Below are 25023 nucleotides of genomic sequence, written 5' to 3' on the forward strand. Positions count from 1 at the left end.
CTTGCGCTCGACCGGCACGGCCGCGTTGCGCTGCTCGATCCGCAGCATCCGCCGGCCCTCGGGGGCGATCGTCATGCCAGGACTCCTTCCGTGGTCGCGGCATCGAGGGCGACGAACTCGCCGGCGCGGCGGGAGAGCTCCTCGGTGATCCGGTCGACGATGTCCAGCGGGCCGACCTCGCGGCCGCACTCGGCCGAGATGGTGGTGGTGCCGGCGTCCGTGATGCCGCACGCGATGATCTGGGCGTACGGGTCGAGGCTGTTGCTGCAGTTGATCGCGAAGCCGTGGCCCGTGACGCCGTCGTGCACACTGATGCCGATGGCGGCGATCTTGCGGTCGCCGCCGCGCTCGTCCGCACGCACCCACACGCCCGAGCGGCCGTCCACGTGCTCGGCCTTGATGCCGTATTCCGAGATGACGGTGATCATCACGTCCTCGAGCAGTTCCACGTAGGCGCGGATGCCGCGAGGCTCCGCGAGCCTCACGATGGGGTAGCCCACGAGCTGGCCGGGGCCGTGCCACGTGAGCTTCCCGCCGCGGTCGACCGGCACGACGGGGGTGCCGTCGAGCGGCCGCTCATGGTCCTCGGTGCGCTTCCCGGCCGTGTAGACCGGGGCGTGCTCGAGGAGGAGGACGGTGCTGGGGGCGGTACCCGCCGCCACGTCCTCGTGGAGCTTGCGCTGGGCGGCCAGGCCGTCGGTGTAGTCGACGTAGTCCGGCGCGAACCCCAGCCGGGTGAACGCAAGAGTCATGGAGTCCAGCTTAGCCCTCGGGGGCGCCCCGGCGCCGGGCACTGTGACGAGGCTCGCACCGGCCTGTGGATAACTTCTGAGGCCCTCGTCCGATCTGCGGTAGACATGAGGCCATGGACGCACCCAGCCCCTCCGGGGCGGACCTCCCGTCCGCCGCCGACGCAGCGACGGCACCGTCCGCCGCCGAGCAGCCGCCGGCCCTGCCCGGCTACGAGGCCGTGCGGGCGATCGGCCGCGGCGCCTCCGGCACCGTCTGGCTCGTCCGTGAGGCCGGCACCGGGCGCCTGTTCGCGGCGAAGCTCGTCATCCCCTCAGTGGCCCTGCGCGCCGACGAGGTCCTCGCGCGGGCGCAGAGGGAGGCGCGGATCTCCCGGGCGCGGCCCCACGACCACGTCCTCGGCATCCACCGGGCCCTCGCCGCCGGCGGGGCGGAGGGCGGCGCGGTCGCGCTGCTGAGTGAGTACGCCGCCGGCGGCTCCCTGGGCCACCTCGTGCGCGTGCGGGGGCGCCTGCCGGTGGGGGAGTGCATCACCGTCGTCGTCCCCGTGGCCCGGGCGCTGGCCGCGCTCCACGCGGACGGTACCGCGCACGGCGACGTCTCGCCCGGGAACGTCCTCTTCACGGCCGAGGGCAGGCCGATGCTGGCGGACTTCGGGCTCGGCCGGATGGTCGGCGACGCGGGCGCCGGCCCGGGCGGCACGGCTGGCTTCGCTGCCCCGTCCGTGGCCCGGACTGAGGCAGACGGCGTCGGGGCGGAGGACGGACCCGGGGCGGCCTCGGTCCCGTTCGCCGCCGCGGCGGACGTCTTCGCCCTCGGGGCCCTCGCCTGGTACACCCTCACGGGCGAGCCGCCGGTCCCGACGGATCAGCGCCCGCCCCTGTCCCTGATCGTCGGCGACGTCCCGGCCGAGCTCGCGGCCGCGATCGAGGCCGCGCTGCGCGACGACCCGCGGCAGCGCCCCTCGGCCGAGGAACTCGCCCGCTCGGTGATGCGCAGCGCCCGGGCAGCGCCGGTCGACCTTGCTCCCGCCGTCGACTCCGCGGTGCTCCCCGAACTGCTCACCCGGCGCCAGGAGCCGCCGGCCCGGCGCCCGGTCCTGGGCCTCCCTTCCCGCCGCCCTCCGCGGCCGCGGTCCTGGCGCTCCCGCGGATCCCACGCCGCGCCTGCCCGCAGCCGGCCCGGGCGGCCGCCCCGCGTGCCCCGGAGTCTGCCCGCGGGGTGGCGCCCTCGCGGGGCCACTGCACGGTGGGCTGCCGCCGGGCTTGTCGTCGCGGCCCTCGCCGCGGCCTGGTGGAGCGTCCCCCAGACATCGCAGACTCCGGGCCCGCCGATGGCCGACGCGGGCGGGGCTGCCGCGGAGGAGGGATGGGACTCCCTGCCCGAGCAGCTGCGGCGCGGCGCGGCCGCCGCCGACCCGGTGCAGGCCGTCCAGGCCCTCTCGGACATCCGGGCGCGGGCCATCGCCGGCCGCGACCGCGGCATGCTCTCCGCCGTCAACGCCGCCGGCTCCGAGGCGGCCGCAGCAGACCGGGACCTCCTCGACCGGCTCCTCGCCGACGGCCAGCGGCTCGAGGGCTTCAGCGCGCGCGTCCTCGAAGCGTCGCTCGACCCCGGCGGCGGGGACCCGGCCGCAGGCTCCCGCACCGCCGTCGTGCGGGTCCGCGTGGTCACCACCGGGTACACCGTCAAGGACCGGGCCGGGGCGACGGTGGGGGAGCGGCCCACCGGGCGGGACGAAGAGCTGAAGGTGCTCGTGCAGCGGGAGGGCCAGCAGTGGAAGGTCGCGCGCATCGGTCCTGACTGATGCGGCGTGCGTCACACTCCCCGGCACCGGTGTGGCCGGCCCGGAAGGGGCCGCGGCCGGTGAATATGATCGGAGGATGACTGGCTCCAGCTACTTCCGCTATCCCCACGTGCACGGGGACCTCGTGGCGTTCGTCGCCGAGGACGACGTCTGGCTCGCCCCCGTCGCCGGAGGACGCGCCTGGCGTCTCTCCTCGCTCGGGCTGCCCGCACGCAACCCCCGTTTCGCCCCCGATGGGAGCAAGGTCGTGTGGACGGTCGTGCAGGGCAGCGCCCCCGAGGTCGTCTCGGCCGAGGTCGACGGCGGCGGCTTCCGGCAGCTGAGCTGGTTCGGCCACGCCACCACCAGGGTCAGGGGCTTCGAGCCCGGCGGCCGGGTCATCGTCACGAGCGCCCACAACCAGCCCGATTCGCGCCACACCCACGCCTACACGATGCCGCTCGACGGCGGCTGGCTCGAGGAGCTCCCCTACGGGCCCGTCGACTCGGTCGCGTTCGGCCCGCGGGTCGGCGACGACCGTCCCGTCGTCGTCGGGAGCGTCCTGACACGCGAGCCCGCCCACTGGAAGCGGTACCGCGGCGGGGCGGCCGGAAAGCTCTGGATCGATCCCGACGGCGGCGGGGAGTTCCGCCGCCTCCTCGCCGACCTCGACGGCAACCTCGCGGATCCGCTGTGGGTGGGGGAGCGCATCGCGTTCGTCTCCGACCACGAGGGCGTGGGCAACCTGTACTCGGTCGACCGGGCGGGCGTCGACCTGCGCCGGCACACCGACTCCGACCGCTTCTACGTCCGCCACGCGAGCACCGACGGACGCAGGATCGTCTTCGACAGCGCCGGCGAGCTGTGGATCCTCGACTCGCTCGACGCCGAGCCGCGCCGGTTGGAGATCGCCCTCGCCTCGGCCTCGACCTCCCGCCGGAGCCGCCCGCTCGCCGTCGGGCGCCACCTCGGCGAGGTCGTGCCGGCCCCCGACGGGCGCGCCAGCGTCGTCGAGTCCCACGGCACGGTCCACTGGCTCACGCACCGCGACGGCCCCTCGCACGTCGTCGAGGCCACCCCAGGGGTGCGCGCTCGGCTCGCCCGCCCGCTGGGATCCGGCGCCGTCGTGTTCGTCGCTGACCACGAGGGCGAGGAGGGGCTGTTCGTCCGGCGCCTCGGAGGACTGGGCACGGCGGCAGCACCCGCCGAGGGCGGCGCCGCGCTCGTCGAGGACGCCGGCAGCGCCGGCGAGGGCGCCGACGCCCAGGCCTCCTCCGACGGCCTGCCGCGGCCGGTCTCCGCGCTCGCGGGGACGCCGACGGCCGCACCGGCCTCCGGCGCTCCCGCAGGTCCCCGGGCGCCGCGCTCCTACGCCGTCCCGGCCCAGCGCACGGCCTCGGCCGCGGCGGAGGACGGCGACACCCTGCCGCGCCTGGCCCGCATCCCCCTGCCCTCCGCGCACCGGCCGGTCGAAGTGGTGCCCAGCCCCGACGCGAAGTTCATCGCGGTCGGCACGGCGTTCGGCGATGTCCACCTCGTCGATGTCGCCCAAGGCACAGCCACGACGCTCAGCAGCGTGGGGGAGGGCACGGTCGAGCAGCTGGCCTGGAGCCCCGACTCCCGGTGGCTCGCCTGGATCGAGCCCGTCACCGCGTTCGGATCGCGGTCCAAGGTCCGCCTCGCCGAGCGTGCGACCGGCCGCGTGGCCGACGTCACCGACGGCCGCTTCCAGGACGCGTCGCCGGCGTTCACGCCGGACGGGAAGTACCTCGCGTTCCTCTCCGGACGCAGCTTCGACCCGGTCTACGACGGCCACTCGTTCGACCTGTCGTTCCCGAGCCCGATCAAGCCGTACATCGTCCCCCTGTCGGCGGCCACGGCGAGCCCGTTCGGTCCCCGCGTGGCGGACTTCGCGGACAGCGCCCGCGCCGGTGCGGACGACGGCGCCGCCCCGCCGTCGTCCGAGGGCTCGCCCTCGGCGCCCGCCGAGGTCCGCGTCGACCTCGACGGCATCCGCCACCGCGTCACCGCGCTCCCGGTGCGGCAGGGCAACTACTCGCACCTCGCGGCGGCGAAGGACTCCCTGCTGTGGCTCTCCCGCGACCTCACGGGCGCCACGGGCGAGGGCAGGGCCAAGCCCGAGGACAAGGACGCTCCGCCGACGCTGCAGCGCTTCGACCTCCTCACCGGGAACGAGAGCACGCTCGTGGGGGCGCTGGAGTCGTACCGGCTCAGCGGCGACGGCACGAGGATCGTGTACGTGCGGGACCGGACCGTCCACAGCGTGCCGAGCGACAAGCCGGCCGAGGACGGCCACGCCGAGCACGTCACCGTGGACCTCGAGCGCATCCGGGTGCGGCTCGAGCCCGGTGCTGTCTGGTCCCAGGCGTTCGAGGAGGCCTGGCGGCTCCAGCGCGACTTCTTCTGGGCCCCGGACATGGCCGGAGCGGACTGGGACGAGGTCCGGGACCGCTACCGCCCGATCGTGGACAGGCTCGGCTCGCACGACGACCTCGTCGACCTCATCTGGGAGCTCCACGGCGAGCTCGGCACCTCGCACGCGTACGTCACGCCCCCGGCGGTCAGCGAGCAGGGGGCCGGGGGCCAGGGGCGGCTCGGGGCGGAGTTCGACTTCGACGGCGGCTGGGTGGTCCGCCGCGTCCTCGCCAACGAGTCCTCCGACCCGCTCGCCGCCTCCCCCCTCGCCGCGCCCGGCGCGGGCGTCCGCCCCGGCGACCGCCTGCTCGCGGTCGACGGCGTCCGGCTCGGACCCGACTTCGGGCCGGCGACCGCGCTGGCCGGCGCGGCCGGCAAGGTCGTCGAGCTGACGATGCTCAACGGTGCGGCCCACGGCGACGCCTCGGGCCGCACCCGGCGGATCGCCGTCGTGCCCCTCCGCGACGAGGAGCGGCTGCGGTACCAGGACTGGGTCCAGGCGAACCGGCGGCTCGTCCGCGAGGCCTCCGAGGGCCGCTTCGGGTACCTCCACGTGCCGGACATGGGGGCGCGCGGCTGGGCGCAGCTGCACCGCGACCTCGACACCGAGACGGCGCTGGACGCCCTCGTGGTCGACGTGCGCCGCAACCGCGGCGGCCACACCTCCCAGCTCGTGGCCGAGCTGATCGGCCGGCGCGTGACCGGCTGGAGCGTCCCGCGCGGGGAGCAGCCCCGGACGTACCCGCGGCACGCGCCGCGGGGCCCGGTGGTGATCCTCGCGGACGAGTTCGCCGGCTCAGACGGCGACATCATCACGGCCGTGGGCAAGCTGCGCGGCATCGGTCCCGTGGTCGGGACGAGGACCTGGGGCGGGGTGATCGGCATCGACAACCGGTTCAAGCTCGCCGACGGGACGGCCGTGACCCAGCCGCGCTACGCGACCTGGTTCGAGGGCGGCATCGGATGGGGCGTCGAGAACTTCGGCGTCGCGCCGGACATCGAGGTCGCCTACCCGCCGCACGCGTACGCGGCCGGGATCGACCCCCAGCTCGAACACGGCATCGGCGTGCTCAAGGAGATGCTGGTCGAGATCCCCACCCAGCGGCCCCCGGCCCGGGAAGGCTACCGCTCGGTGCGCCCCGCGCCGCTGCCCCCGCGCCCGCAGGACCGCGAGGCAGCGTCGGTGCCGGCCTACCAGGGCTGAGCCGCCCGGATCCGGCGCGGACGCAGGAAGGGCCCCTCCCCGTGCGGGGAGGGGCCCTTTTGCAGTCCGGGGCGCGGGGCACTCCGCGTCCAGGACCAGGGTGGATCAGGACTCGAGGGTGGCCTTGAGGGTGATGGTGATCCCCGAGAGCGCCTGGCTCACGGGGCAGCCGACCTTGGCCTTCTCCGCGATCTGCTGGAACTGGTCCTCGGAGATCCCCGGGATCTTGGCGGTCACGGTGAGCTCGCTGCCCGTGACGCCCTTGCCGGGCTCGAAGCCGACCGCGGAGGAGGTCTCGATGCGCTCGGCCTTGAAGCCCGCGCCGTCGAGCTCGTTGCTGAAGGCCATGGAGTAGCAGGCCGAGTGCGCTGCCGCGAGGAGCTCCTCCGGGCTGGTCTTGCCGTTCGCGTCCTCGCTGCGGGCCTTCCACGTCACGTCGTACGTGCCGAGGCCCGAGGTGTCGAGGGTGGTCTGCCCCTTGCCCTCGAAGAGGTTGCCCTCCCAGACGGTGTGTGCGGTGCGGATCGTAGGCATGTGTGCTCCTTGCCATGGTCGGTGTGCCGCGGCGCAGCCGGTCGAGTGCGCCGTCCTCGCCCATCCTAGGCACAAGAGGGCCCCGCCTCCCGGGATGTGACCGGGGTGCGGGGCCGAGTGGGCAGTGGAGGCTACTGCCAGATCGTGGCGATGGCGATGTTGAGCAGTGCGAGGCCGCCGACGCCGTGGGCGAGTCCCGGGGAGACCTTCTCGCCGGCCTTGCGGCGGCGGTTGCCTACGAAGGCCAGGGCGCCGACGACGACGGCGATGACGAACTTCACCGTCAGCTTGATGTACAGGTTCGTGTCGAGCGGCTGGACGCCGCTGTCGGCCTGCTTGGACAGGACCGTGATGAGCCCGACCAGGATGATGCCGGTGGCAAGCTGGGTCATTGCGCCGTCGAACTGCCGCGGGCCGACCGTGGGGTTCTTCATGTTGGCGATCCACGGGCCAACGATCATGGCTGCACCGACGACGTGCAGGAAGACGACAATGCTCAGGACGACAGTCATGGACTGAGTCTAGTGGCGCGCCCGGTGCCGCCTGCGCAGGATGATGCCCCGTTCGCGTCCCAAGTGGGTAACGAAACGCGGACGGCGCCCGTCCCCGGAAACGGGAGCGGGCGCCGTCGTGCGCTCTGCCTCAGAGGCGTCTCAGAGGCCGAGGTCGGCCTCGAACGAACCCTCCTCGAGCCGCGCGCGCAGCGTCTGGAGGAAGCGGCCCGCGTCCGCCCCGTCGACGAGGCGGTGGTCGTAGGTGAGCGAGAGGTACATCATCGAGCGGATCGAGATGACGTCGTCGCCCTCGGCGTTCTGGGACACCCACGGACGCTTGACGATCGCGCCCGTGCCGAGGATCGCGACCTGCGGCTGGTTGATGATCGGCGTATCGAACAGGGCACCGACGGAGCCGATGTTGGTGATGCTGAACGTACCGCCCGAGAGCTCGTCGGGGCCGATCTTGTTGTTGCGCGTGCGCGCAGCGACGTCGGCGATGCGCCCGGCCAGGCCGGCGAGGTTGAGGTCACCGGCGTTGTTGATCACCGGGACGAGGAGGCCCTTGTCCGTGTCCACCGCGATCGCGAGGTGCTCCGCGTTGTGGTACGTGATCTGCTGGGTCTCCTCGTTGTACTCCGCGTTGAGCTTGGGGTGCTGCTTGAGCGCCTCGGCCACGGCCTTCGCGATGAACGGGAGGAAGGTCAGCTTGACGCCGTTCTGGGCCTGGAACTGGGCCTTGGCGCGGTCGCGGAGCTTGGCGATCTTCGTCATGTCGACCTCGTGCACCTGCGTGAGCTGGGTCGAGGTGTCCAGGGACTCGCGCATGCGGCGGGCGATGACCTGGCGGATCCGCGGGGCCTTCTCCGTGGTCCCGCGCAGCGAGGACGCGGCACCGTTGGCTGCTGCGCCGCCGGCGGCCGGGGCCGCGGGGGCGCTCGGGGCCGCCGCGGGGGCGGGGGCAGCAGCGGCGTTCTTCGCCTCGACCGCGGCGAGGACGTCCTGCTTCCGGATGCGTCCGCCGACGCCCGTGCCGGTCAGGGAGGTCACATCGATCCCGTGCTGGTTCGCGAGCTTGCGCACGAGCGGGGTCACGTAGCCCGACTCGCCGCCCTGGGCAGGGGCTGCGGGAGCGGCGGGGGCAGGAGCCGCTGCCGGAGCGGCGGCGGGAGCCGGTGCCGCGGCAGGAGCGGCTGCAGGCGCCGCGGGCGCCGCGGCTGCGGGAGCCTCGGCCGCCGGAGCAGCCGCGGGCTCGGGGGCTGCCTGCGGAGCGGGCGCGGCCTGGGCCGGGGCGCCGGAGCCGATGACCGCGAGCACGGCACCGACCTCGGCCGTCTCGTCCTCGGAGACGCGGATCTCGAGCAGGGTGCCGGCGACGGGGGAGGGAACCTCGGTGTCGACCTTGTCGGTGGAGACCTCGAGCAGCGGCTCATCGACCTCCACGGTCTCGCCGACGGCCTTGAGCCAGCGGGTCACCGTGCCTTCGGTGACGCTCTCGCCGAGGGCGGGGAGGGCCACCTCGTGCCCCTCGGCCGGTGCACCGCCGGACGCGGCAGCGGGCTCCGGGGCGGCGGCAGGCTCGGGCTCGGGGGCGGAGGCCTGCTCGGGCTCGGCGGCGGGTGCCGGAGCCTGCTCGGCCTCCTGGGCGGCGGGCGCACCGGAGTCGTCCGGCGAGGACGCGCCGTCGCCGATCACCGCCAGCGGGGAGCCGACCTCGGCGGTCTCGTCCTCGGCGACGAGGATCTGCTCGAGGATGCCAGCGACCGGCGAAGGGATCTCGGTGTCGACCTTGTCGGTGGACACCTCGACGAGGGGCTCGTCGATCTCGACGCGGTCGCCGACCTGCTTCAGCCAGCGGGTGACGGTGCCTTCGGTGACGCTCTCACCGAGGGCGGGAAGGTTGACGGATTCAGACATGGGTCCCCGTGCTCCTAAATTCTTCTGCGTGCGAATGGTGTCGGGGTCGGCTCAGCCGTGCAGCGGCTTGCCGGCCAGAGCCAGGTGGGCCTCGCCGAGCGCCTCGTTCTGCGTCGGGTGGGCGTGGATGAACTGGGCCACGTCCTCCGGGTAGGCCTCCCAGTTGACGATGAGCTGGGCCTCGCCGATCTGCTCGCCCATGCGGGCGCCGATCATGTGGACGCCGACGATCGGGCCTTCCTTCTGGCGGACGACCTTGATGATGCCGGACGTGCCCAGGATCGAGCTCTTGCCGTTGCCCGCGAGGTTGTACTCCTGGGTCTGGACCTGGTCCTCGCCGAACTTCTCCTTGGCGGCCTTCTCCGTGTAGCCGACCGTGGCGATCTCGGGGTCGCAGTAGGTGACCTTAGGGATGTTGACGTCCTCGACGACGACGGGGTTGAGGCCGGCGATCTCCTCGGCCACGAAGATGCCCTGCTGGAAGCCGCGGTGCGCGAGCTGGACGCCCGGGACGATGTCGCCGACCGCGTAGACGTTCCCGACACCGGTGTGCAGGCGCTCGTTGGTGATGACGAAGCCGCGGTCGATCGTGATGCCGGCCTCTTCGAAGCCCAGGTTCGCGGTTACGGGGCCCCGGCCCACCGCGACGAGGAGCAGGTCCGCCTCGAACGTCTTCCCGTCCACGAGCGTGACCTTGACGCCGTTCTCGTCCTGCTCGACGCCCTGGAAGAACGTGCCGGTGCTGAACTTGATGCCGCGCTTCTTGAAGGCACGCTCGAGCTGCTTGACGATTGCGGCGTCCTCGTTCGGGACGAGCGAGGGCAGGCCCTCCACGATCGTGACGTCGACGCCGAAGGACTTCCAGACCGAGGCGAACTCGACGCCGATGACGCCGCCGCCGAGGACGATCACGCTGTTGGGCACGTAGTCGAGCTCGAGCGCCTGGTCGGACGTGATGACCCGGCCGCCGATCTCGAGGCCCGGGAGGCTGCGGGAGTAGGAGCCCGTCGCGAGGATGATGTTCTTGCCCGTGTAGTCGGTGCCCGCCACGGTCACGGTGCTCGGGCCGGTCAGGCGGCCCTCGCCCTCGATGACGGTGATGCCCTTGGACTTGATGAGGCCCGTGAGGCCCTTGAACTTGCCGGCGATGATGCCGCCCTTGTAGGCGTTCACGGCGTTCATGTCGATGCTGTCCAGCGTCACGTTCACGCCGTACTTGGCGGCGTCGCGGGCGTGGTCGGCCAGCTCGGCCGAGTGCAGGAGGGCCTTGGTCGGGATGCAGCCGTTGTGCAGGCACGTGCCGCCCAGCTTGCCCTTCTCGACGAGTCCGACCGAGAAGCCGAGCTCCGAGGCCCGGAGCGCCGCGGCGTAGCCGCCACTTCCGCCGCCGAGGATCAAGATGTCGAATTCGTGCGCAGTTGCCGCTTCGGCCACGTGGACGCTCCCTCGCCTTGTGGACGGCGTGTTCCGCCGTCGGATGTGACAGTTGCCTGCGGCGGTCCGCGCAGGCCCGGTATCAGGGAAACCCTATATCCCCGACCGACTATGCTCCACCTTCGCGGAACGTTTGTCCCGGCCTTGTGTCAAGAGTCACGGGAACTCTAGCACTTTCGCACCATGGACTTTCAATTCCACTTCATGAAATTTTGAGGGATGCGATGCGGCCGCCCGGAAGCCGCGCCCGGCTCCGGGCGGCCGCATCCTCACGGACGGCCGGCCGACTCGAGGTACTCCACGAGCGTGCGGACCGTGGATCCGGTGCCCTGCTTCGGGGTGTGCCCGTAGGGCGAGCCGGTGTTGAAGGCCGGCCCCGCGATGTCGAGGTGTGCCCACGGCACGGTGCTGCCGTCCGGGCGCTTGCCCACGAACTCCTTCAGGAAGATGGCGGCCGTCAGCATCCCGCCGGGCCGCTCGCCGACATTGGCGATGTCCGCCGTCGCGGAGTCCAGACCCGCCCGCAGTTCCTCGGGCAGCGGCATGGGCCATGCGGCCTCACCCGCCGCTGCGGCGGCGTCGAGCAGCGGCCGGGTCACCTCGTCGTCGCCCATCACGCCGGCGGTGCGCGTGCCGAGCGCCACGAGCGCCGCCCCGGTGAGCGTGGCGACGTCGATGACGGCGTCGGGGTTCTCCTCGCACGCTGCGACGAGGCCGTCGGCCATGACGAGCCGGCCCTCGGCGTCGGTGTTGAGCACCTCGACGGTGGTACCCCCGCGGATCGTGATGACGTCGGAGGGCCGCTGCGCGCTGCCCGAGGGCATGTTCTCCGCCACACACAGCCATGCGGTCACCTTCACGGGCAGGCCCAGGCGCGCCGCCGCGAGGGTCGCGTTCAGGACCGTGGCGGCCCCGGCCATGTCGCTCTTCATCTGGTCCATGTTGGCCGCGGGCTTGATCGAGATCCCGCCCGAGTCGAAGGTGATGCCCTTGCCGACGAGGTGGACGGCGCGCGCTCCGGAGGGGCGGGAGGGCACGTACTCGACCTTGACGAGGCGCGGCGGCCGGGCCGACCCCTGTCCGACGGCGAGGATGCCGCCGAACCCGTCCTTCGCGAGCCGCTTCTCGTCGAAGACGGTGACCTTGACGGGCAGGCCCTTCGCGAGGTCCTTGGCCGCCTCCGCGAAGGCCTCGGGGTAGAGCTGGCTCGGGGGCATGTTGACGAGCGTGCGCGTGGCGTTGACGGAGGCCCCGAGCACCGCCGCGCGTGCTAGTGCGGCGTCCGCCTCTGCGGTCCCGGCAAGCGGGCTGTAGACGATCGCGGTGCGCACGTTGTCCTTGCCGGCGGCGGCAGGGGCCGACTTGTGCTCCGTGTAGGAGTAGGCGCCGAGGGCAGCGCCCTCGGCGACGGCGGCGAGGTCCGCAGCGGTCGCCGCCGGCAGGGCCAGGACCACGGTCCCGTTGCCGGCGAGCTGGCGCACCGCCGAGCCGGCGGCCCGCCGCAGCTGCTCCGCGCTCGGGGCAGCGCCCGGCGCGACCTTGCCCACGCCGGCCAGGGCGAGCACGTGCGAACCGAGCTCCGGCAGCCCGGGCAGCCGGTGGAGCTGGTCCGCGGCGCCCGTGACGCCGAGGGCGGCGAGGGTGGAGGACACCGCCTCGGCGTTGCGCGCGCTCAGGGGGTTGTCGAGGAGGACCGGCCCGTCCGCGCCCTGCGCGACTCCCACCACCAGGACGTCGCTGGGGGTCTTGCGCAGGTCCTTGGACACGGCCCGGAGGGCGACTTCGCTGTTGCTGAACACTGTGGCTGCCTCGATTCTGCACGGCTCACGCTGCCGCGTGTCTGCGCCGGCGGGTGTGGTGCGGTTGCTTCACGTGCTCCCGATCGTAGTAGCGCGGCACCGTCCGGCCGATGCGGCACGGCGCAGGGGTCCACCCCGGCCCACGCCGAGGTGGAATGATGGAACGCCCCCGAGTGTTGGACCGATGAATGCCTAGGAAGGACTGCCACCGTGATCGACCCCGCGACTGGGCCCCTGCAGGACCCCGCAGGCCTGTACACCGCTGCCCTCGAGCTCAGCGGTGACGAGGGCATCCGCGGCCTGCCGCTCATCATGGGCTTCACCGGCTTCGCGGACGCGGGGCACGCCGTGCGCCAGATCATCGACGAGCTCATCAGCGTCCAGGGGGCCGGGGCGCTCGCGGCCTTCGACGTCGACCAGCTGCTCGACTACCGCTCGCGCCGCCCCCGCATCCGCTTCGTCGAGGACCACCTTGAGGACTACGACGCCCCGGCGCTCGCGCTCTACCGGCTCCAGGACGGCCTCGGGCGCCCCTACCTCCTCCTCGCCGGTCCCGAGCCGGACCTGCAGTGGGAGCGGTTCGCGCGCGCCGTCGTCGGCCTCGTCGAGCAGCTCGAGGTGTGCCAGACCCTCTGGGTCCACGCCATCCCGATGCCGGTGCCGCACACCCGTCCGCTCGGGGTGACGGTGCACGGCAACCGGCCGGAGCTCGTCGAGGGCATCTCGCGCTGGAAGCCGGTCGTCGAGTTCCCGGGGGCAGTCGGACACCTCGTGGAGATCCGGCTCATCGAGGCGGGGCACGATGTCACCGGGTTCGTCGTCCATGTGCCGCACTACCTCGCCGAGGCGGAGTACCCGGCCGCCGCCGTGACCGGCCTCGAGCACCTCGGCGCCGCTGCCTCGCTCATGCTCCCGAGCGACCGCCTCCGCGAGGCGTCACGGGAGGTCGAGCGGCAGGTGGCCGAACAGGTCGCGGCGTCCGCGGAGATCCGCGAGCTGGTGGCCGGGCTCGAGGAGCGCTTCGACGACCACACGGCCGACGTCCCGCGCCGTTCCCTCCTCGCGGGCCCTGCCGACGAACTGCCCACCGCCGAGGACCTCGGCGCCGCGGTCGAGGCCTACCTCGCCGCCCACGGCGAGGAGGACGCCGACGGCGGCGGCGCCTCCCGCGGTGATGGGGAAACGGACGACGGCGCGGAGCCGCCTGCCGCCGATGGGCCGCCGCAGACGCCGGATGGCGCGCCGCGCGCGGAGGGGGAGGAGCCCCCGCACTAGGATCATGGGGTGAACAGCTGGCGCGCCTACGTGGTCTGGGGAATCGGAGTCTTCGGCTACCTGGTGGCGGTGCTCCAGCGCACCTCGTTCGGCGTCGTCGGCCTCGAGGCCGCAGAACGCTTCCACGTGGGCGGCGCGGTGCTCTCGGCCTTCACGGTGCTCCAGCTCGTGGTCTACGCCTCGCTCCAGATCCCCGTCGGGCTGCTCGTGGACCGCTTCGGCAGTCGCATCATGGTCTCGGCCGGGGCGGTCTTCATGGCGCTGGGCCAGCTGCAGATCGCCGTCGCCGAGACGACGGTCACAGGGATCATCGGCCGCATGCTCGTGGGCATGGGCGACGCCATGACCTTCGTCTCCGTGCTAAGACTCGTGCCGCTGTGGTTCGATGGGCGCCGCGCCCCGCTCATGAGCCAGCTCACGGGCGTGATCGGCCAGCTCGGCCAGCTCGTGAGCGTCATCCCGTTCCTCGCGCTCCTGCACGCCGCCGGCTGGTCCCAGGCCTTCATGACCCTGGCCGCGCTGTCCCTCGTGGTGATCGTGCTGGTACTCGCGCTCCTGCGCAACGCGCCTGCCGGCGCGTCGGCGGCGCAGAGCGAGAGCCCGGAGGGCACGCGCGCCCTGCTCGCCGCCGCGTGGCGCCAGCCGGGGACCCGCCTCGGGATGTGGAGCCACTTCACCGTCCAGTTCAGCGGGAACGTCTTCGCCCTCATGTGGGGCTTCCCGTTCATGGTCGCCGGCCAGGGATTCGACTCCACCGTCGCCGCCGGGCTCATGTCCTTCTTCGTGGCCGTGGCGATCCTGGCCGGGCCGCCCATGGGCCGGTTCGTCGCGCGGCACCCGCTGCGGAGGTCCACGCTCGTGCTCGGCATCTCCACGCTGACGGCGCTGGCGTGGACGGCGGTGCTCGTGGTTCCGGGCCGCGCGCCGCTGTGGCTCATGGCCGTCCTCGTCGCAGTCCTGGCCCTCGGCGGCCCCGCCTCGATGATCGGATTCGACTTCGCCAGGACGTTCAATCCGTCGCACCGGCTCGGCACGGCGACCGGGATCGTGAACATCGGCGGCTTCGTCGCGGCGCTGCTGACGATGTTCCTCGTGGGCTACCTGCTCGACCTCCAGCACGCTCTGGGCCTGTCGCCGCAGGGGGTGTACAGCCTCGACGCGTTCCGCGTGGCCCTGGCGGTCCAGCTCCTCGTGCTCGGAGCAGGCGCCTTTGCCCTGGTCCGGGTCCGCCGCAAGGTGCGTCGGGCGCTCGCCGCCCAGAACGTGCGCGTCCCGCTCCTGAGGGAGCTCTGGGCGGACTACAGGGCGCGCAGACGCCGCTGACTCCTCCTCCCCAGCGGCGCAGCCGGGCATTTCGTCCACATAGCGCACATCGGGGGTGCCCCCACCGGGCGGCGTCTGAAGAGACTGGCTGCATGGACGACATCCAGCACCCCGTTGGGCAGCCCGCGCGCCGCGACACCGAAGGCATCCGGGATGCCACGGGCGCGCCGGCGGATCCCATCACCATCCGTTCCGCCGAGGACATCCTCGCGTACGTCCCGCATGCGCTGGGCGAGTGGCCCGAGGAGAGCCTCGTCGCGGTGGGCCTCGGAGACGGCCGCCTCGGGCCCACCCTGCGCATCGACCTCCCGGCGCGGCCGAAGGGCGCGCCAGTCCGCCCTGCCGCGCTGCGCCGCTTCTCGGACACGGTGGCGGACTACCTCACGCACGATGCCCTGGTCGGCGCCGTCCTTGCCCTCTACACGCGGTCGGCGTGGACCGTTCCGCAGTCGCCGCCGCACCGCGAGGTCATGGATGCTGTGGCTGCGCGACTGGCCGAGGCCGGCGTCCCGGTGCTCGAGGCCTGGGTCGTGGGGCCCGAGCGCTGGCGCACAGTGACCTGCGCCGACACCGCCTGCTGCCCGTGGCCCGGGGAAAGCGTCGAGGCCCTCAGGACCGGCAGGATCGGGGCGGAGATGGTCTACCGCGGCAGCTCCTACGGGGCCGGGCTTCCCGAGGCCGCGCGCCCCGAGCCGCCCCCGGCAGCGGTGGCCGCTGCGCTGGAGGCCTACGTCGAGGACCCCGGCCGGTGGTGGGATCCTCTCGTGTTCACGGCGGCACTCGCGGCCTGGGACGAGGTCCTGTCCGAACCCCGCGTCCCGGACCCGGCGCGGGTCCGGCTCCTCGCGGCCACGCTCATGCGGCCCGCCCTCAGGGATGCCGTCCTCGTCGCCTCCGCGGCGGACGCTGGCACTGCCTGGCGGGGAACCGCCGCCACCCAGGGGCTCAGGGCGGAGCAGATACAGGCGGTACCGCCAGCGCTGCCCGGCGGCGTCCCGGCCGCCGAGGCCCCGGCGGCGCTGGACTCCTGGTCCGAGGGCCCGCGTGCGGGGGAGCGCGGGTCCGTGCCCTCCGCCGGGCCCGACGCAGAGGCGGTCCGGGGCGCCAGTGCGCTGCCGGGCTCGTCCCGCGAGTTCGGGCTGATCCTCATGGGCTGCACGTCAGCGGCGCCCGCCTGGGACCGGATCGCCCGGCTGGAGCGTGTCGCACTCGGAGTGGCCCAGATGGAGGAGCCTGAGCTGCGTGCCCCCGCACTCGCCGTCCTCGCCTGGGTGCAGTGGGCGAGGGGCCGCGGCGGTCGGTGCCTCGCGTTCCTCGAGCGGGCGCTGTCCACCGATCCTGGCTACCGCTTGGCACTCCTGCTGCGCGGCCTGGTCGAGCAGGGCGAACTCGCCGGCTGGGCGCGCAGCCGTGATACCGCCTGGCACCGCGAGGCTGCCTAGACCGCCCCGCCGCAACCGGCGTGCCTGCGGCGGGTGCCGTGCGGCCCGGACGCCTGTGACCTTCGGCCGTGTCGGCGATGCATCCTCTTCGTGAGAGAATGGACGGCAGACCCGGTTGGGTCCGAGCTCCGTAGCATTGTTTTCATCTCGCCGATGTGGGAACGAATCCAGTGGCGGAAGGGTTGTAATCATAAGACCCTTCGGATCGGAGCGGCAGCCTCGGCTGTTCTTCGGACTTGACAGGGTCATAGTGGTGTTGCCCTCCAGGCAATCACTGGCACTGCGGCAGGAAGGTAATCGTGACGCCCCCCACGGAGAATGAGACCGTCGAGACGGCCATCGCGGAGAACGGCTCGGCCAAGAGCGCGCCCGCGCGCCCGGCCAAGCGGTCTTCGGCCAAGGCCGCCGCGTCCAAGGCGAAGGCACCCGCCCGGAAGACGGCGGCTGCGCCTGCAGCCAAGGGCAAGGCCAGCGCGAAGGCCGCCGACGCGCAGGCCACCGAAGCCGTCGCCGAGGACGAGGCTGTCGAGGAAGACCTCGATTCGGCCGCGCCCGACGAAGGCGAGATCGTCGCCGAGAGCGAGGCCGCCGAGGCCGAGGAGAAGACGACGGGCACCGCTATCGTCATCTCGGACGCCGACGAGGACGACGCTCCGGTCCAGCAGGTCACGAGTGCCGGCGCCACTGCCGACCCCGTGAAGGACTACCTCAAGCAGATCGGCAAGGTCGCACTCCTCAACGCCGAGCAGGAGGTCGACCTGGCCCTGCGCATCGAGGCGGGCCTCTTCGCCAAGCACAAGCTGGCGGAGGAGGGCTCGGACTACGACGCCCAGTACCGCCACGACCTCGAGCGCATCGTGCACGACGGCGAGCGCGCCAAGAACCACCTGCTCGAGGCCAACCTCCGCCTCGTCGTCTCCCTCGCCAAGCGCTACACCGGCCGCGGCATGCTCTTCCTCGACCTGATCCAGGAAGGCAACCTCGGCCTCATCCGCGCCGTCGAGAAGTTCGACTACACCAAGGGCTTCAAGTTCTCGACCTATGCGACGTGGTGGATCCGCCAGGCCATCACCCGCGCCATGGCCGACCAGGCCCGCACGATCCGTATCCCGGTGCACATGGTCGAGGTCATCAACAAGCTCGCCCGTGTCCAGCGCCAGATGCTCCAGGACCTCGGACGGGAGCCCACTCCGGAAGAGCTTGCGAAGGAGCTCGACATGACCCCCGAGAAGGTCGTCGAGGTCCAGAAGTACGGCCGCGAGCCCATCTCGCTGCACACGCCTCTGGGCGAGGACGGCGACTCGGAGTTCGGCGACCTCATCGAGGACTCGGAGGCGGTGGTCCCCGCGGACGCCGTGAGCTTCACGCTCCTGCAGGAGCAGCTGCACTCCGTCCTCGACACGCTCTCCGAGCGGGAGGCCGGCGTCGTCGCGATGCGCTTCGGCCTGACCGATGGCCAGCCCAAGACCCTCGACGAGATCGGCAAGGTCTACGGTGTGACGCGCGAGCGCATCCGGCAGATTGAGTCGAAGACCATGTCGAAGCTGCGCCACCCGTCCCGCTCGCAGGTGCTGCGCGACTACCTCGACTGACGCGACGTGGGCGGTCCCGGGGAACCGGGGCCGCCCACCGGCCTACGACGTGAGAGGGCCCGGACACCGATCGGTGTCCGGGCCCTCTCACGCTCTGCCGGCCTTCGCCGTCCCGTCGCGGGGGACGGCTCAGTCTTCGGCCAGCGCCGCCTTGTCCGTCAGGCGGTTCGTCTCGTCGTGCCACACCGAGGCCAGCGGGCGAAGCGTCGGCTCCACGGCGCGCGCGTGGTGGGCGCAGAAGAGCAGTTCGCCGCCTGAGGTCTCGAGGACCACTCGCACATAGGCCTGGGCGCCGCAGCGGTCGCAGCGGTCGATGGCAGTCATGGTGGGATCCGCAAGTGCTGCAGTCATCTCAGCCTCCTTAGCATTCACCGGGTGGTCTTACACGGTCACTACATCTAACACCCCGCCTGCGCCGGATGATGCCAAGAATGCGCAACTTTCGCTCGGGGCGTATTGCGGTTCGGCAACGCCGGGGCGGCTCCGGATACCCGTTAGGCCACGCGCGGAGCGTCCCGGCGGCCCCACGGCGGCGCGGCCGCTAAGGTTGTCCTGTGCCGTGCCCTCCGGCGCGGCACCCCGGCGCCGTCCGGCACCATCCCCTGCGGCCCTACCGCCTTCCAGCACCACCGAAGGAGTCCCGCGCGCGTGACACCGAGTTCTGAATACACCGCCCGGCACCTGTCCGTCCTCGAGGGACTCGAGGCCGTGCGCAAGCGCCCGGGCATGTACATCGGCTCCACCGACTCCCGCGGCCTCATGCACTGCCTCTGGGAGATCATCGACAACTCGGTCGACGAGGCACTCGCCGGATTCGGACACGAGATCGCGGTCATCCTGCACGCGGACGGCTCGGTCGAGGTGCACGACGACGGCCGCGGCATCCCCGTGGACGTGGAGCCCAAGACGGGACTCTCCGGGGTCGAGGTCGTGTTCACCAAGCTGCACGCCGGCGGCAAGTTCGGCGGCGGCTCCTACACTGCCTCGGGCGGCCTGCACGGCGTGGGCGCCTCGGTGGTGAACGCCCTCTCGTCCCGCCTCGACGTCCAGGTGGACCGCGGCAGCAAGACGTACCAGATGTCCTTCCGGCGCGGCGAGCCCGGGCGCTTCCGCGACAGCGGGAAGCCGGGCCCGTCCGCACCCTTCGAGCCGTTCGTCGACGACTCGGTGCTCGACGTCGTGGGCAAGGCCAAGCGCGGCGTCACCGGCACCCGGATCCGCTACTGGGCCGACGCCCAGATCTTCACGCCTGATGCCCGGTTCTCCTATGACGAGCTGGCCAACCGCGCGCGGCAGACATCCTTCCTCGTCCCGGGGCTGCGGATCACTGTCCGCGACGAGCGCCGGCTTGCGGGGACTCCCGGGGCCGACGGGCCGCACGAGGAGGTCTTCCACCACGACGGGGGAATCTCCGAGTTCGTCGACTACCTCGCGATCGACGCCCCGGTCACGGACGTCTGGCGCCTCCACGGTGCGGGCAGCTTCTCCGAGACCGTTCCCGTCCTCGACGAGCACGGCCACTCCCGGATCGCCGAGGTCGAGCGCTCGTGCGAGGTCGATGTGGCCCTGCGCTGGGGGGTCGGCTACGAGACGACGCTGCGCACCTTCGTCAACATCATCGCCACCCCCAAGGGCGGAACGCACCAGGCCGGATTCGAGGCGGCGCTCCTGAAGGTGCTCCGCAAAGCCGTCGAGGCGAACGCGCGCAAGCTGAAGGCCGGCAACGACAAGCTCGAGAAGGACGACGTCCTCGCAGGAATGACGGCCGTCCTCACGGTCCGTCTCGCCGAGCCCCAGTTCGAAGGCCAGACCAAGGAGATCCTCGGCACCCCCGCGGTGCGCCAGATCGTGGCCAAGGTCGTCGAGAAGGAGCTCGGCGCCAAGCTCTCCTCCACGGCGCGGGGCGACAAGAACCAGAGCTCGGTGCTCCTGGAGAAGGTCGTCAACGAGATGAAGTCGCGCATCACCGCGCGCGTCCACAAGGAGACCCAGCGGCGCAAGACGGCGCTCGAGTCCTCGACCCTGCCGGCGAAGCTGATCGACTGCCGGACGGATGACACCGCCCGGTCAGAGCTCTTCATCGTCGAGGGCGACTCCGCGCTCGGCACGGCCAGGCATGCACGCTCCTCGGAGTTCCAGGCGCTGCTGCCGATCCGTGGCAAGATCCTCAACGTCCAGAAGGCCTCGGTGGGGGACATGCTCTCGAACGCCGAGTGCGCCGCCCTCATCCAGGTCATGGGCGCGGGCTCGGGCCGGAGCTTCGACATCGCCGCCGCCCGCTACGGCAGGGTGATCCTCATGACGGATGCCGACGTCGACGGCGCCCACATCCGCACGCTGCTGCTGACCCTGTTCTTCCGGTATATGCGGCCCATGGTCGAGGCGGGCCGCGTCTTCGCCGCGGTGCCCCCGCTGCACCGCGTCGAGGTGGTGAACCCGGGGTCGAAGGCCAACGAGATGGTGTACACCTACTCCGACGCCGAGCTGCACCGCGTCCTGGCCCGGCTGAACGCGGAGGGCCGCAAGTACAAGGAACCGCCGCAGCGCTACAAGGGGCTCGGGGAGATGGACGCAGACCAGCTCGCAGAGACCACCATGGATCCCCGCCACCGCAGCCTGCGCCGGGTCACGATCGAGAGCGCCCAGCGGGCCGAGGAGATCTTCGAACTGCTCATGGGCTCCGACGTCGCCCCCCGCAAGGACTTCATCGTCGCCGGGAGCGCCCAGCTCGACCGCGAGCAGATCGACGCCTGAGCAGGCCTACGCCTAGAACAGGCCGGGCACGATCAGCAGGACCGTCGGGACCGCGATCAGCAGCAGGCTCGCTGCGAGCACCAGAGCAGTGGCGCCCCGGCCCAGCGGCGGCCGCGGGGTGAGGAGGCGGCTGAGCCGCCCGGCGATGTCCACCCCGTCCGCGTCGAACGCGCCCGCCGCCGACGGCGCCGGCACCGAGCCGGGGCCAGCGGCGGCCGCTGCGCCTGCGGGCTCGCCGCCGACGGCCACGAGGGCGATCGCCCGGACCAGCACGTCGTCGCGGGCGGTGCGCCGCGCGACGTCGTCCGCGAGCATCTCCACGAGCGAGTTGACCGCCTGCCGGGCGAGCCTGGTGGTCGGCAGCCAGGGGAGCGCTGAGCGCCACGCCTCGAACGCCCACAGAAGGAGGTGGTGGCGCTGCGTGAGGTGCGCCCTCTCGTGGCTCACGACGGCGTCGAGCTCCTCGGGCGCGAGCGTCTCCATGAGCCCGTCCGAGAGCACGGTGACGGAGCGCGACCCGCCGGGGAGGCAGTAGGCGACCGGGGCCGGGTGGCTGATGACCCAGGTGCGCTCGAGGGCGCCGGACGGGGAGCTCAGGAGTGCCAGGAGCTCGCGGTGCCGGCGCCGCTGGCTCGCGATGCGGGCGTAGGTGAGGAGCAGGGTGAAGACGAGGTGCACGCTCAGCAGCGCGGCGGCGCTGAGGGCGAACAGGTGCCAGAAGTGCAGCTCATTGGGCGCCTCATTGCCCAGCACGACCTTCACGGCCCGGCGCACCGCGGCCACGAGGCTGTCGCCGAGCGGGGAGAGGCCGTAGACGAGCATGGCGCCGATCATCGACAGGCCGCCGGCGAGGGCGATCGACTGCCACAGCACCATCGCGGCGAAGGGGGAGCGCGCGGGCCACTGGGCACGCGAGAGCGCCACCGGCACCGGCCACGCGAGCAGCAGTGCCAGCAGCGCCAGGAGGTAAGCGGTCACGAGCACGCGCGCGCCCCGGCGGCGTGGATCAGCCGCTGGCCAGGAGCTTGCGCAGCGTGGCGGCCTCGGCTTCCGTCACCGAGCCGATGAACCGCGCGAGCACGGCTTCGCGGTCCGTCGCGGTCCCGAGGGCCTCGTGCATCAGCCGGGCGGTGTGGTCCTCGCGGGTCGAGACCGCACGGTAGCGGTGCGGGCGCGTGCCGCGCTCGCGCTCGACCAGCCCCTTCTTCTCCAGCCGGGACAGCACCGTCAGGACGGTGGTGACGGCAAGGTCCTTGCCCTGCCCCTCGCTCAGGGCCAGGCGGTCCCGCAGGTCATTGGCGGTGGACGCCTCAGGGGCCGACCACAGAAGGTCCATCACCGAGCGCTCGAGCTCACCCAGGCTAGCCATCGTCTTCAAGTCCTCACATGCATCAGGCACGCCAACCCCTGGCGTGCTGCAACCATTCTACGCACGGTAGAACCCATCTGGTGAGATGCTGCGCACCCGCGTTCGCTCACAGCGGCATGGCGGCCCGCGGTCGCCAGGCCCGGGACGTCTGTTCTACACTCGGTAGAAGTCGAGTTTCTACAAAACGTAGAAATCGGGACGAGCAACCGGGAGCATGCGTGGACGCCTTGGAGATAGCGCGCTGGCAGTTCGGAATCACCACGGTCTACCACTTCATGATGGTGCCGCTGACGATCGGGCTCGGCCTGGTCGTCGCCGTCCTGCAGACCGTCTGGTACCGCACCGGCAAGGACGAGTTCCTGCGGATGACCAAGTTCTGGGGCAAGCTCTTCCTGATCAACTTCATCATGGGCGTGGCGACGGGCATCGTCCAGGAGTTCCAGTTCGGCATGGCGTGGAGCGAGTACAGCCGGTTCGTCGGCGACGTGTTCGGCGCGCCGCTGGCCATGGAGGCGCTGCTGGCATTCTTCGTCGAGTCGACCTTCCTCGGGCTGTGGATCTTCGGCTGGAAGCAGCTGCGACGCGGCCTGCACCTCGCGGCCCTCTGGTGCGCGGTCATCGGCTCCGCCGTCTCGGCCTACTTCATCATCGTCGCCAACAGCTGGATGCAGCACCCCGTCGGCGTGAAGATGGTCAACGGGCACCCCGTCATGACGGACGCGTGGGCCGTCTTCACCAACAACACGGCCCTCGTCGCGGTGCCGCACACCCTCATGGGCGCCCTCGGCGTTGCCGGGGCGTTCCTCCTCGGCATCTCCTGGTACCACCTCTGGCAGCGGCGCCACGACGGCATCGACACCGTCGAGGCCGTGCCGGGCACGGGGCGCAGGCGCCGCGAGCGCGTGGTGGTCGGCGAGGCGCCCGGCGTCCCTGGCCGCGACCGCACCGACCACGCCGTGTGGCTCAAGTCCCTGCGGATCGGCGCTGTGGTCGCCATGATCTCCTTCGCGGGCACCGCGGTCACCGGCGACCTCCAGGGCAAGCTCATGTTCGAGCAGCAGCCGATGAAGATGGCGGCGGCCGAGGCTGCCTGCCACGATGGCACCGGCTTCTCCGTCCTGTCCGTGGGCAACCTCGGCTCGCGAGACTGCAGCGACGTGGCCGCCGTCATCGAGGTGCCCGGCCTCCTCTCCTTCCTGGCCAAGGGCGACTTCACCACCGAGGTCAAGGGCGTCAACACCCTCATCCCGGAGTACGAGAAGGCCTACGGGACCAACCTGCCGGACAACCCCCTCTACGGCGACCGCGCCGGCGAGGCCATCCAGTACGTCCCCGTCATGGAGGTGACCTACTGGGGCTTCCGCGCCATGATCGGCTTCGGCGCCCTCGCGGCCCTCGCCGCCCTCGCGGCGCTCATCGCCACCCGCAAGGGCACCGTGCCGCAGGCGCGCTGGCTCATGCGCCTCGCCGTGGTCGGCATCCTCGCCCCGTTCGGGGCCAATGCGGCGGGCTGGATCTTCACGGAGATGGGCCGCCAACCGTTCGTCGTCGCCCCGAACCCCTCGATGGCAGGCAGCGTCGACCAGGTCTTCATGTTCACCGCCGCTGCCGTCTCGCCCGGGGTGAGCGCCGGCGAGATCCTGACCTCCCTCATCGTCCTGACCCTGCTCTACGCCGCGCTCATGGTAGTCGAGGTCCGGCTCCTGTGGGCCTACACCCGCGGCGGGGTCGCCGCCGCCATGCCCGAGCTCGCCCACGCGGCACCCGCCGAGCCGCCGGCGGACGACGACAGCGGGCCGTCGGGCGGCGACGCCAAGCCCGCGGACGACGTCCTGGCCTTCGCCTACTAGGAGCATCAGCATGGATACCCTCCCCACCGTCTGGTTCTGCGCGGTCGCCGTCCTCTGGGTCGGCTACCTCTTCCTCGAGGGCTTCGACCTCGGTGTCGGCATGCACATGAAGCTCTTCGCCCGCGGCGAGGGCGAGCGGCGCGTGCTGCTGAACACGATCGGCCCGGTCTGGGACGGCAACGAGGTGTGGCTGCTCACCGCCGGCGGCGCGACCTTCGCCGCCTTCCCCCGCTGGTACGCCTCCCTCTTCTCCGCCCTCTACCTCCCGCTCACCCTCGCCCTCGTCGCGCTCATCTTCCGCGCCGTCTCCATCGAGTACCGCGGGAAGGTCCACTCGGACCGCTGGCGCGCCGCCTGGGACTGGGCGCTGTCCCTCGGCTCCGCCGTCGCGGCCTTCTGCGTCGGGGCGATGCTCGCCCTGACCACGACCGGCCTGCCGCTGGACGCCAACGGCGACCGGGTCGGGGGGCCGTTCGCCTGGCTGACCTGGTACGCCGTCCTCGGCGGCGTGGCCGTGGTGGCGTTCTCCCTCGTGCACGGCCTGGCCTTCATCGCCCTCAAGACCGACGGCGGCATCCGCGCCCGCGCGCACCGCGCCTTCGTCCGCTGGCTCCCGCTCGCGATCCTGCCGCTCGTCGCGTGGGTGATCGCGGTCCAGCTCCGCACCGGGGCGTGGTGGAGCTGGCTCCTCGCCGTCGTAGCGGCCGTCGCCGCCCTCACGGCGTGGATGCTCGCCCGCCGCGGCTCCGAGGGCCGGGCCTTCATCGGCCTCGCCCTGACCCTGGCCGCGGGCGCCGCCGCCATCTTCTCCGCCGTCTATCCCGTGGTGCTGCCCTCGACGCTCGATCCGGCCAACAGCCTCACGGTGACCAGCGCGTCGTCGTCCGACTACACCCTCGGGCTCATGACCGTCGTCGCCCTGATCGGGCTCCCGCTCGTCCTCGCCTACCAGACCTGGACCTACTGGGTCTTCCGCCGCCGCCTCAGTGTGGACAGCATCCCCACCGCGCACTCCGTGGTGCCGGCGACCCTGGTGCGCCTGGTCACCGGCAAGCAGGCCTAGC

Annotated in this window: 18 protein-coding genes; 9 read left to right on the forward strand and 9 right to left on the reverse strand. The window is 72.2% G+C overall.

Annotated features, from left to right (window positions below; genetic code table 11):
• Window positions 1–71 precede the first annotated feature (71 nt).
• Entirely contained in the window at window positions 72–752 is a 681-nt protein-coding gene (gene lipB / locus ACVWWH_RS12510; protein ID WP_066497459.1) for a lipoyl(octanoyl) transferase LipB, read from the reverse strand.
• Between the two features lie 113 nt (window positions 753–865).
• On the opposite strand from lipB, the gene ACVWWH_RS12515 reads away from it, so the two are divergent.
• The gene (locus ACVWWH_RS12515) at window positions 866–2557 is read left to right on the forward strand and encodes a protein kinase domain-containing protein (RefSeq protein WP_457316801.1); all 1692 of its coding nucleotides are present in this window, start codon (window positions 866–868) and stop codon (window positions 2555–2557) included.
• A gap of 76 nt (window positions 2558–2633) precedes the next feature.
• Window positions 2634–6176: a S41 family peptidase gene (locus ACVWWH_RS12520; protein ID WP_457316802.1), complete on the forward strand. Its 3543-nt coding sequence runs from the start codon at window positions 2634–2636 to the stop codon at window positions 6174–6176.
• 105 nt (window positions 6177–6281) lie between these two features.
• Here ACVWWH_RS12520 and ACVWWH_RS12525 read toward each other — a convergent pair whose 3' ends face one another.
• The 5 genes from ACVWWH_RS12525 to ACVWWH_RS12545 form a co-directional block, all read right to left on the reverse strand.
• The gene (locus ACVWWH_RS12525) at window positions 6282–6710 is read right to left on the reverse strand and encodes an OsmC family protein (RefSeq protein ID WP_307114971.1); all 429 of its coding nucleotides are present in this window, start codon (window positions 6708–6710) and stop codon (window positions 6282–6284) included.
• A 131-nt stretch (window positions 6711–6841) separates the two neighbouring features.
• On the reverse strand, window positions 6842–7222 hold the full coding sequence (locus ACVWWH_RS12530; protein WP_066497465.1) for a hypothetical protein: 381 nt from the start codon (window positions 7220–7222) through the stop codon (window positions 6842–6844).
• Between the two features lie 141 nt (window positions 7223–7363).
• Window positions 7364–9121, reverse strand: a complete 1758-nt coding sequence (sucB, locus tag ACVWWH_RS12535; protein WP_457316803.1) for a 2-oxoglutarate dehydrogenase, E2 component, dihydrolipoamide succinyltransferase — start codon at window positions 9119–9121, stop codon at window positions 7364–7366.
• Window positions 9122–9172: 51 nt separating this feature from the next.
• Window positions 9173–10555, reverse strand: coding sequence for a dihydrolipoyl dehydrogenase (gene lpdA / locus ACVWWH_RS12540; protein WP_457316804.1), 1383 nt, complete (start codon window positions 10553–10555; stop codon window positions 9173–9175).
• A gap of 269 nt (window positions 10556–10824) precedes the next feature.
• On the reverse strand, window positions 10825–12354 hold the full coding sequence (locus ACVWWH_RS12545) for a leucyl aminopeptidase (RefSeq protein ID WP_457316805.1): 1530 nt from the start codon (window positions 12352–12354) through the stop codon (window positions 10825–10827).
• A gap of 210 nt (window positions 12355–12564) precedes the next feature.
• On the opposite strand from ACVWWH_RS12545, the gene ACVWWH_RS12550 reads away from it, so the two are divergent.
• The 4 genes from ACVWWH_RS12550 (at window position 12565) to ACVWWH_RS12565 (ending at window position 17986) form a co-directional block, all read left to right on the forward strand.
• Window positions 12565–13629 (forward strand): proteasome assembly chaperone family protein, encoded by a 1065-nt coding sequence (locus ACVWWH_RS12550; protein ID WP_457316806.1) that lies wholly within the window; start codon window positions 12565–12567, stop codon window positions 13627–13629.
• Between the two features lie 9 nt (window positions 13630–13638).
• Complete coding sequence (locus tag ACVWWH_RS12555) at window positions 13639–14952, forward strand: MFS transporter (RefSeq protein WP_457316807.1); 1314 nt, start codon at window positions 13639–13641, stop codon at window positions 14950–14952.
• Window positions 14953–15044: 92 nt separating this feature from the next.
• Window positions 15045–16394 (forward strand): DUF4192 domain-containing protein, encoded by a 1350-nt coding sequence (locus ACVWWH_RS12560; RefSeq protein ID WP_457316808.1) that lies wholly within the window; start codon window positions 15045–15047, stop codon window positions 16392–16394.
• A gap of 299 nt (window positions 16395–16693) precedes the next feature.
• Window positions 16694–17986 carry an RNA polymerase sigma factor gene (locus ACVWWH_RS12565; protein WP_066497479.1) on the forward strand — a complete coding sequence of 431 codons (1293 nt, stop codon included), beginning with the start codon at window positions 16694–16696 and terminating at the stop codon, window positions 17984–17986.
• A 129-nt stretch (window positions 17987–18115) separates the two neighbouring features.
• On the opposite strand, the gene ACVWWH_RS12570 is transcribed toward ACVWWH_RS12565, so the two are convergent.
• Window positions 18116–18337 (reverse strand): DUF7455 domain-containing protein, encoded by a 222-nt coding sequence (locus ACVWWH_RS12570; protein WP_066497481.1) that lies wholly within the window; start codon window positions 18335–18337, stop codon window positions 18116–18118.
• 297 nt (window positions 18338–18634) lie between these two features.
• Between ACVWWH_RS12570 and ACVWWH_RS12575 the strand changes: the two genes are divergently transcribed.
• Window positions 18635–20740, forward strand: a complete 2106-nt coding sequence (locus ACVWWH_RS12575) for a DNA gyrase/topoisomerase IV subunit B (RefSeq protein WP_066497483.1) — start codon at window positions 18635–18637, stop codon at window positions 20738–20740.
• A 12-nt stretch (window positions 20741–20752) separates the two neighbouring features.
• Here ACVWWH_RS12575 and ACVWWH_RS12580 read toward each other — a convergent pair whose 3' ends face one another.
• A complete protein-coding gene (locus ACVWWH_RS12580; RefSeq protein ID WP_066497485.1) occupies window positions 20753–21724 on the reverse strand; it encodes a M56 family metallopeptidase in 972 nt (323 codons plus the stop codon).
• A gap of 22 nt (window positions 21725–21746) precedes the next feature.
• Entirely contained in the window at window positions 21747–22109 is a 363-nt protein-coding gene (locus tag ACVWWH_RS12585; RefSeq protein WP_066497486.1) for a BlaI/MecI/CopY family transcriptional regulator, read from the reverse strand.
• Window positions 22110–22327: 218 nt separating this feature from the next.
• Between ACVWWH_RS12585 and ACVWWH_RS12590 the strand changes: the two genes are divergently transcribed.
• Together ACVWWH_RS12590 and cydB are read left to right on the forward strand one after the other, a co-directional pair.
• Window positions 22328–23959, forward strand: a complete 1632-nt coding sequence (locus ACVWWH_RS12590; protein WP_457316809.1) for a cytochrome ubiquinol oxidase subunit I — start codon at window positions 22328–22330, stop codon at window positions 23957–23959.
• Window positions 23960–23969: 10 nt separating this feature from the next.
• Window positions 23970–25022, forward strand: a complete 1053-nt coding sequence (gene cydB, locus ACVWWH_RS12595; protein ID WP_457316810.1) for a cytochrome d ubiquinol oxidase subunit II — start codon at window positions 23970–23972, stop codon at window positions 25020–25022.
• Window position 25023 lies beyond the last annotated feature (1 nt).

It is taken from the genome of Sinomonas sp. RB5 (genome assembly GCF_054063535.1).

Excerpts from the sequence above, each read along its gene's own strand:
- ACVWWH_RS12520 (WP_457316802.1), top strand. The coding sequence starts at position 2,634 with ATGACTGGCTCCAGCTACTTCCGCTATCCCCACGTGCACGGGGACCTC.
- sucB (WP_457316803.1), bottom strand. The coding sequence starts at position 9,121 with ATGTCTGAATCCGTCAACCTTCCCGCCCTCGGTGAGAGCGTCACCGAA.
- ACVWWH_RS12525 (WP_307114971.1), bottom strand. The coding sequence starts at position 6,710 with ATGCCTACGATCCGCACCGCACACACCGTCTGGGAGGGCAACCTCTTC.
- lipB (WP_066497459.1), bottom strand. The coding sequence starts at position 752 with ATGACTCTTGCGTTCACCCGGCTGGGGTTCGCGCCGGACTACGTCGAC.
- ACVWWH_RS12585 (WP_066497486.1), bottom strand. The coding sequence starts at position 22,109 with ATGGCTAGCCTGGGTGAGCTCGAGCGCTCGGTGATGGACCTTCTGTGG.
- ACVWWH_RS12515 (WP_457316801.1), top strand. The coding sequence starts at position 866 with ATGGACGCACCCAGCCCCTCCGGGGCGGACCTCCCGTCCGCCGCCGAC.
- ACVWWH_RS12570 (WP_066497481.1), bottom strand. The coding sequence starts at position 18,337 with ATGACTGCAGCACTTGCGGATCCCACCATGACTGCCATCGACCGCTGC.
- ACVWWH_RS12530 (WP_066497465.1), bottom strand. The coding sequence starts at position 7,222 with ATGACTGTCGTCCTGAGCATTGTCGTCTTCCTGCACGTCGTCGGTGCA.
- cydB (WP_457316810.1), top strand. The coding sequence starts at position 23,970 with ATGGATACCCTCCCCACCGTCTGGTTCTGCGCGGTCGCCGTCCTCTGG.
- ACVWWH_RS12560 (WP_457316808.1), top strand. The coding sequence starts at position 15,045 with ATGGACGACATCCAGCACCCCGTTGGGCAGCCCGCGCGCCGCGACACC.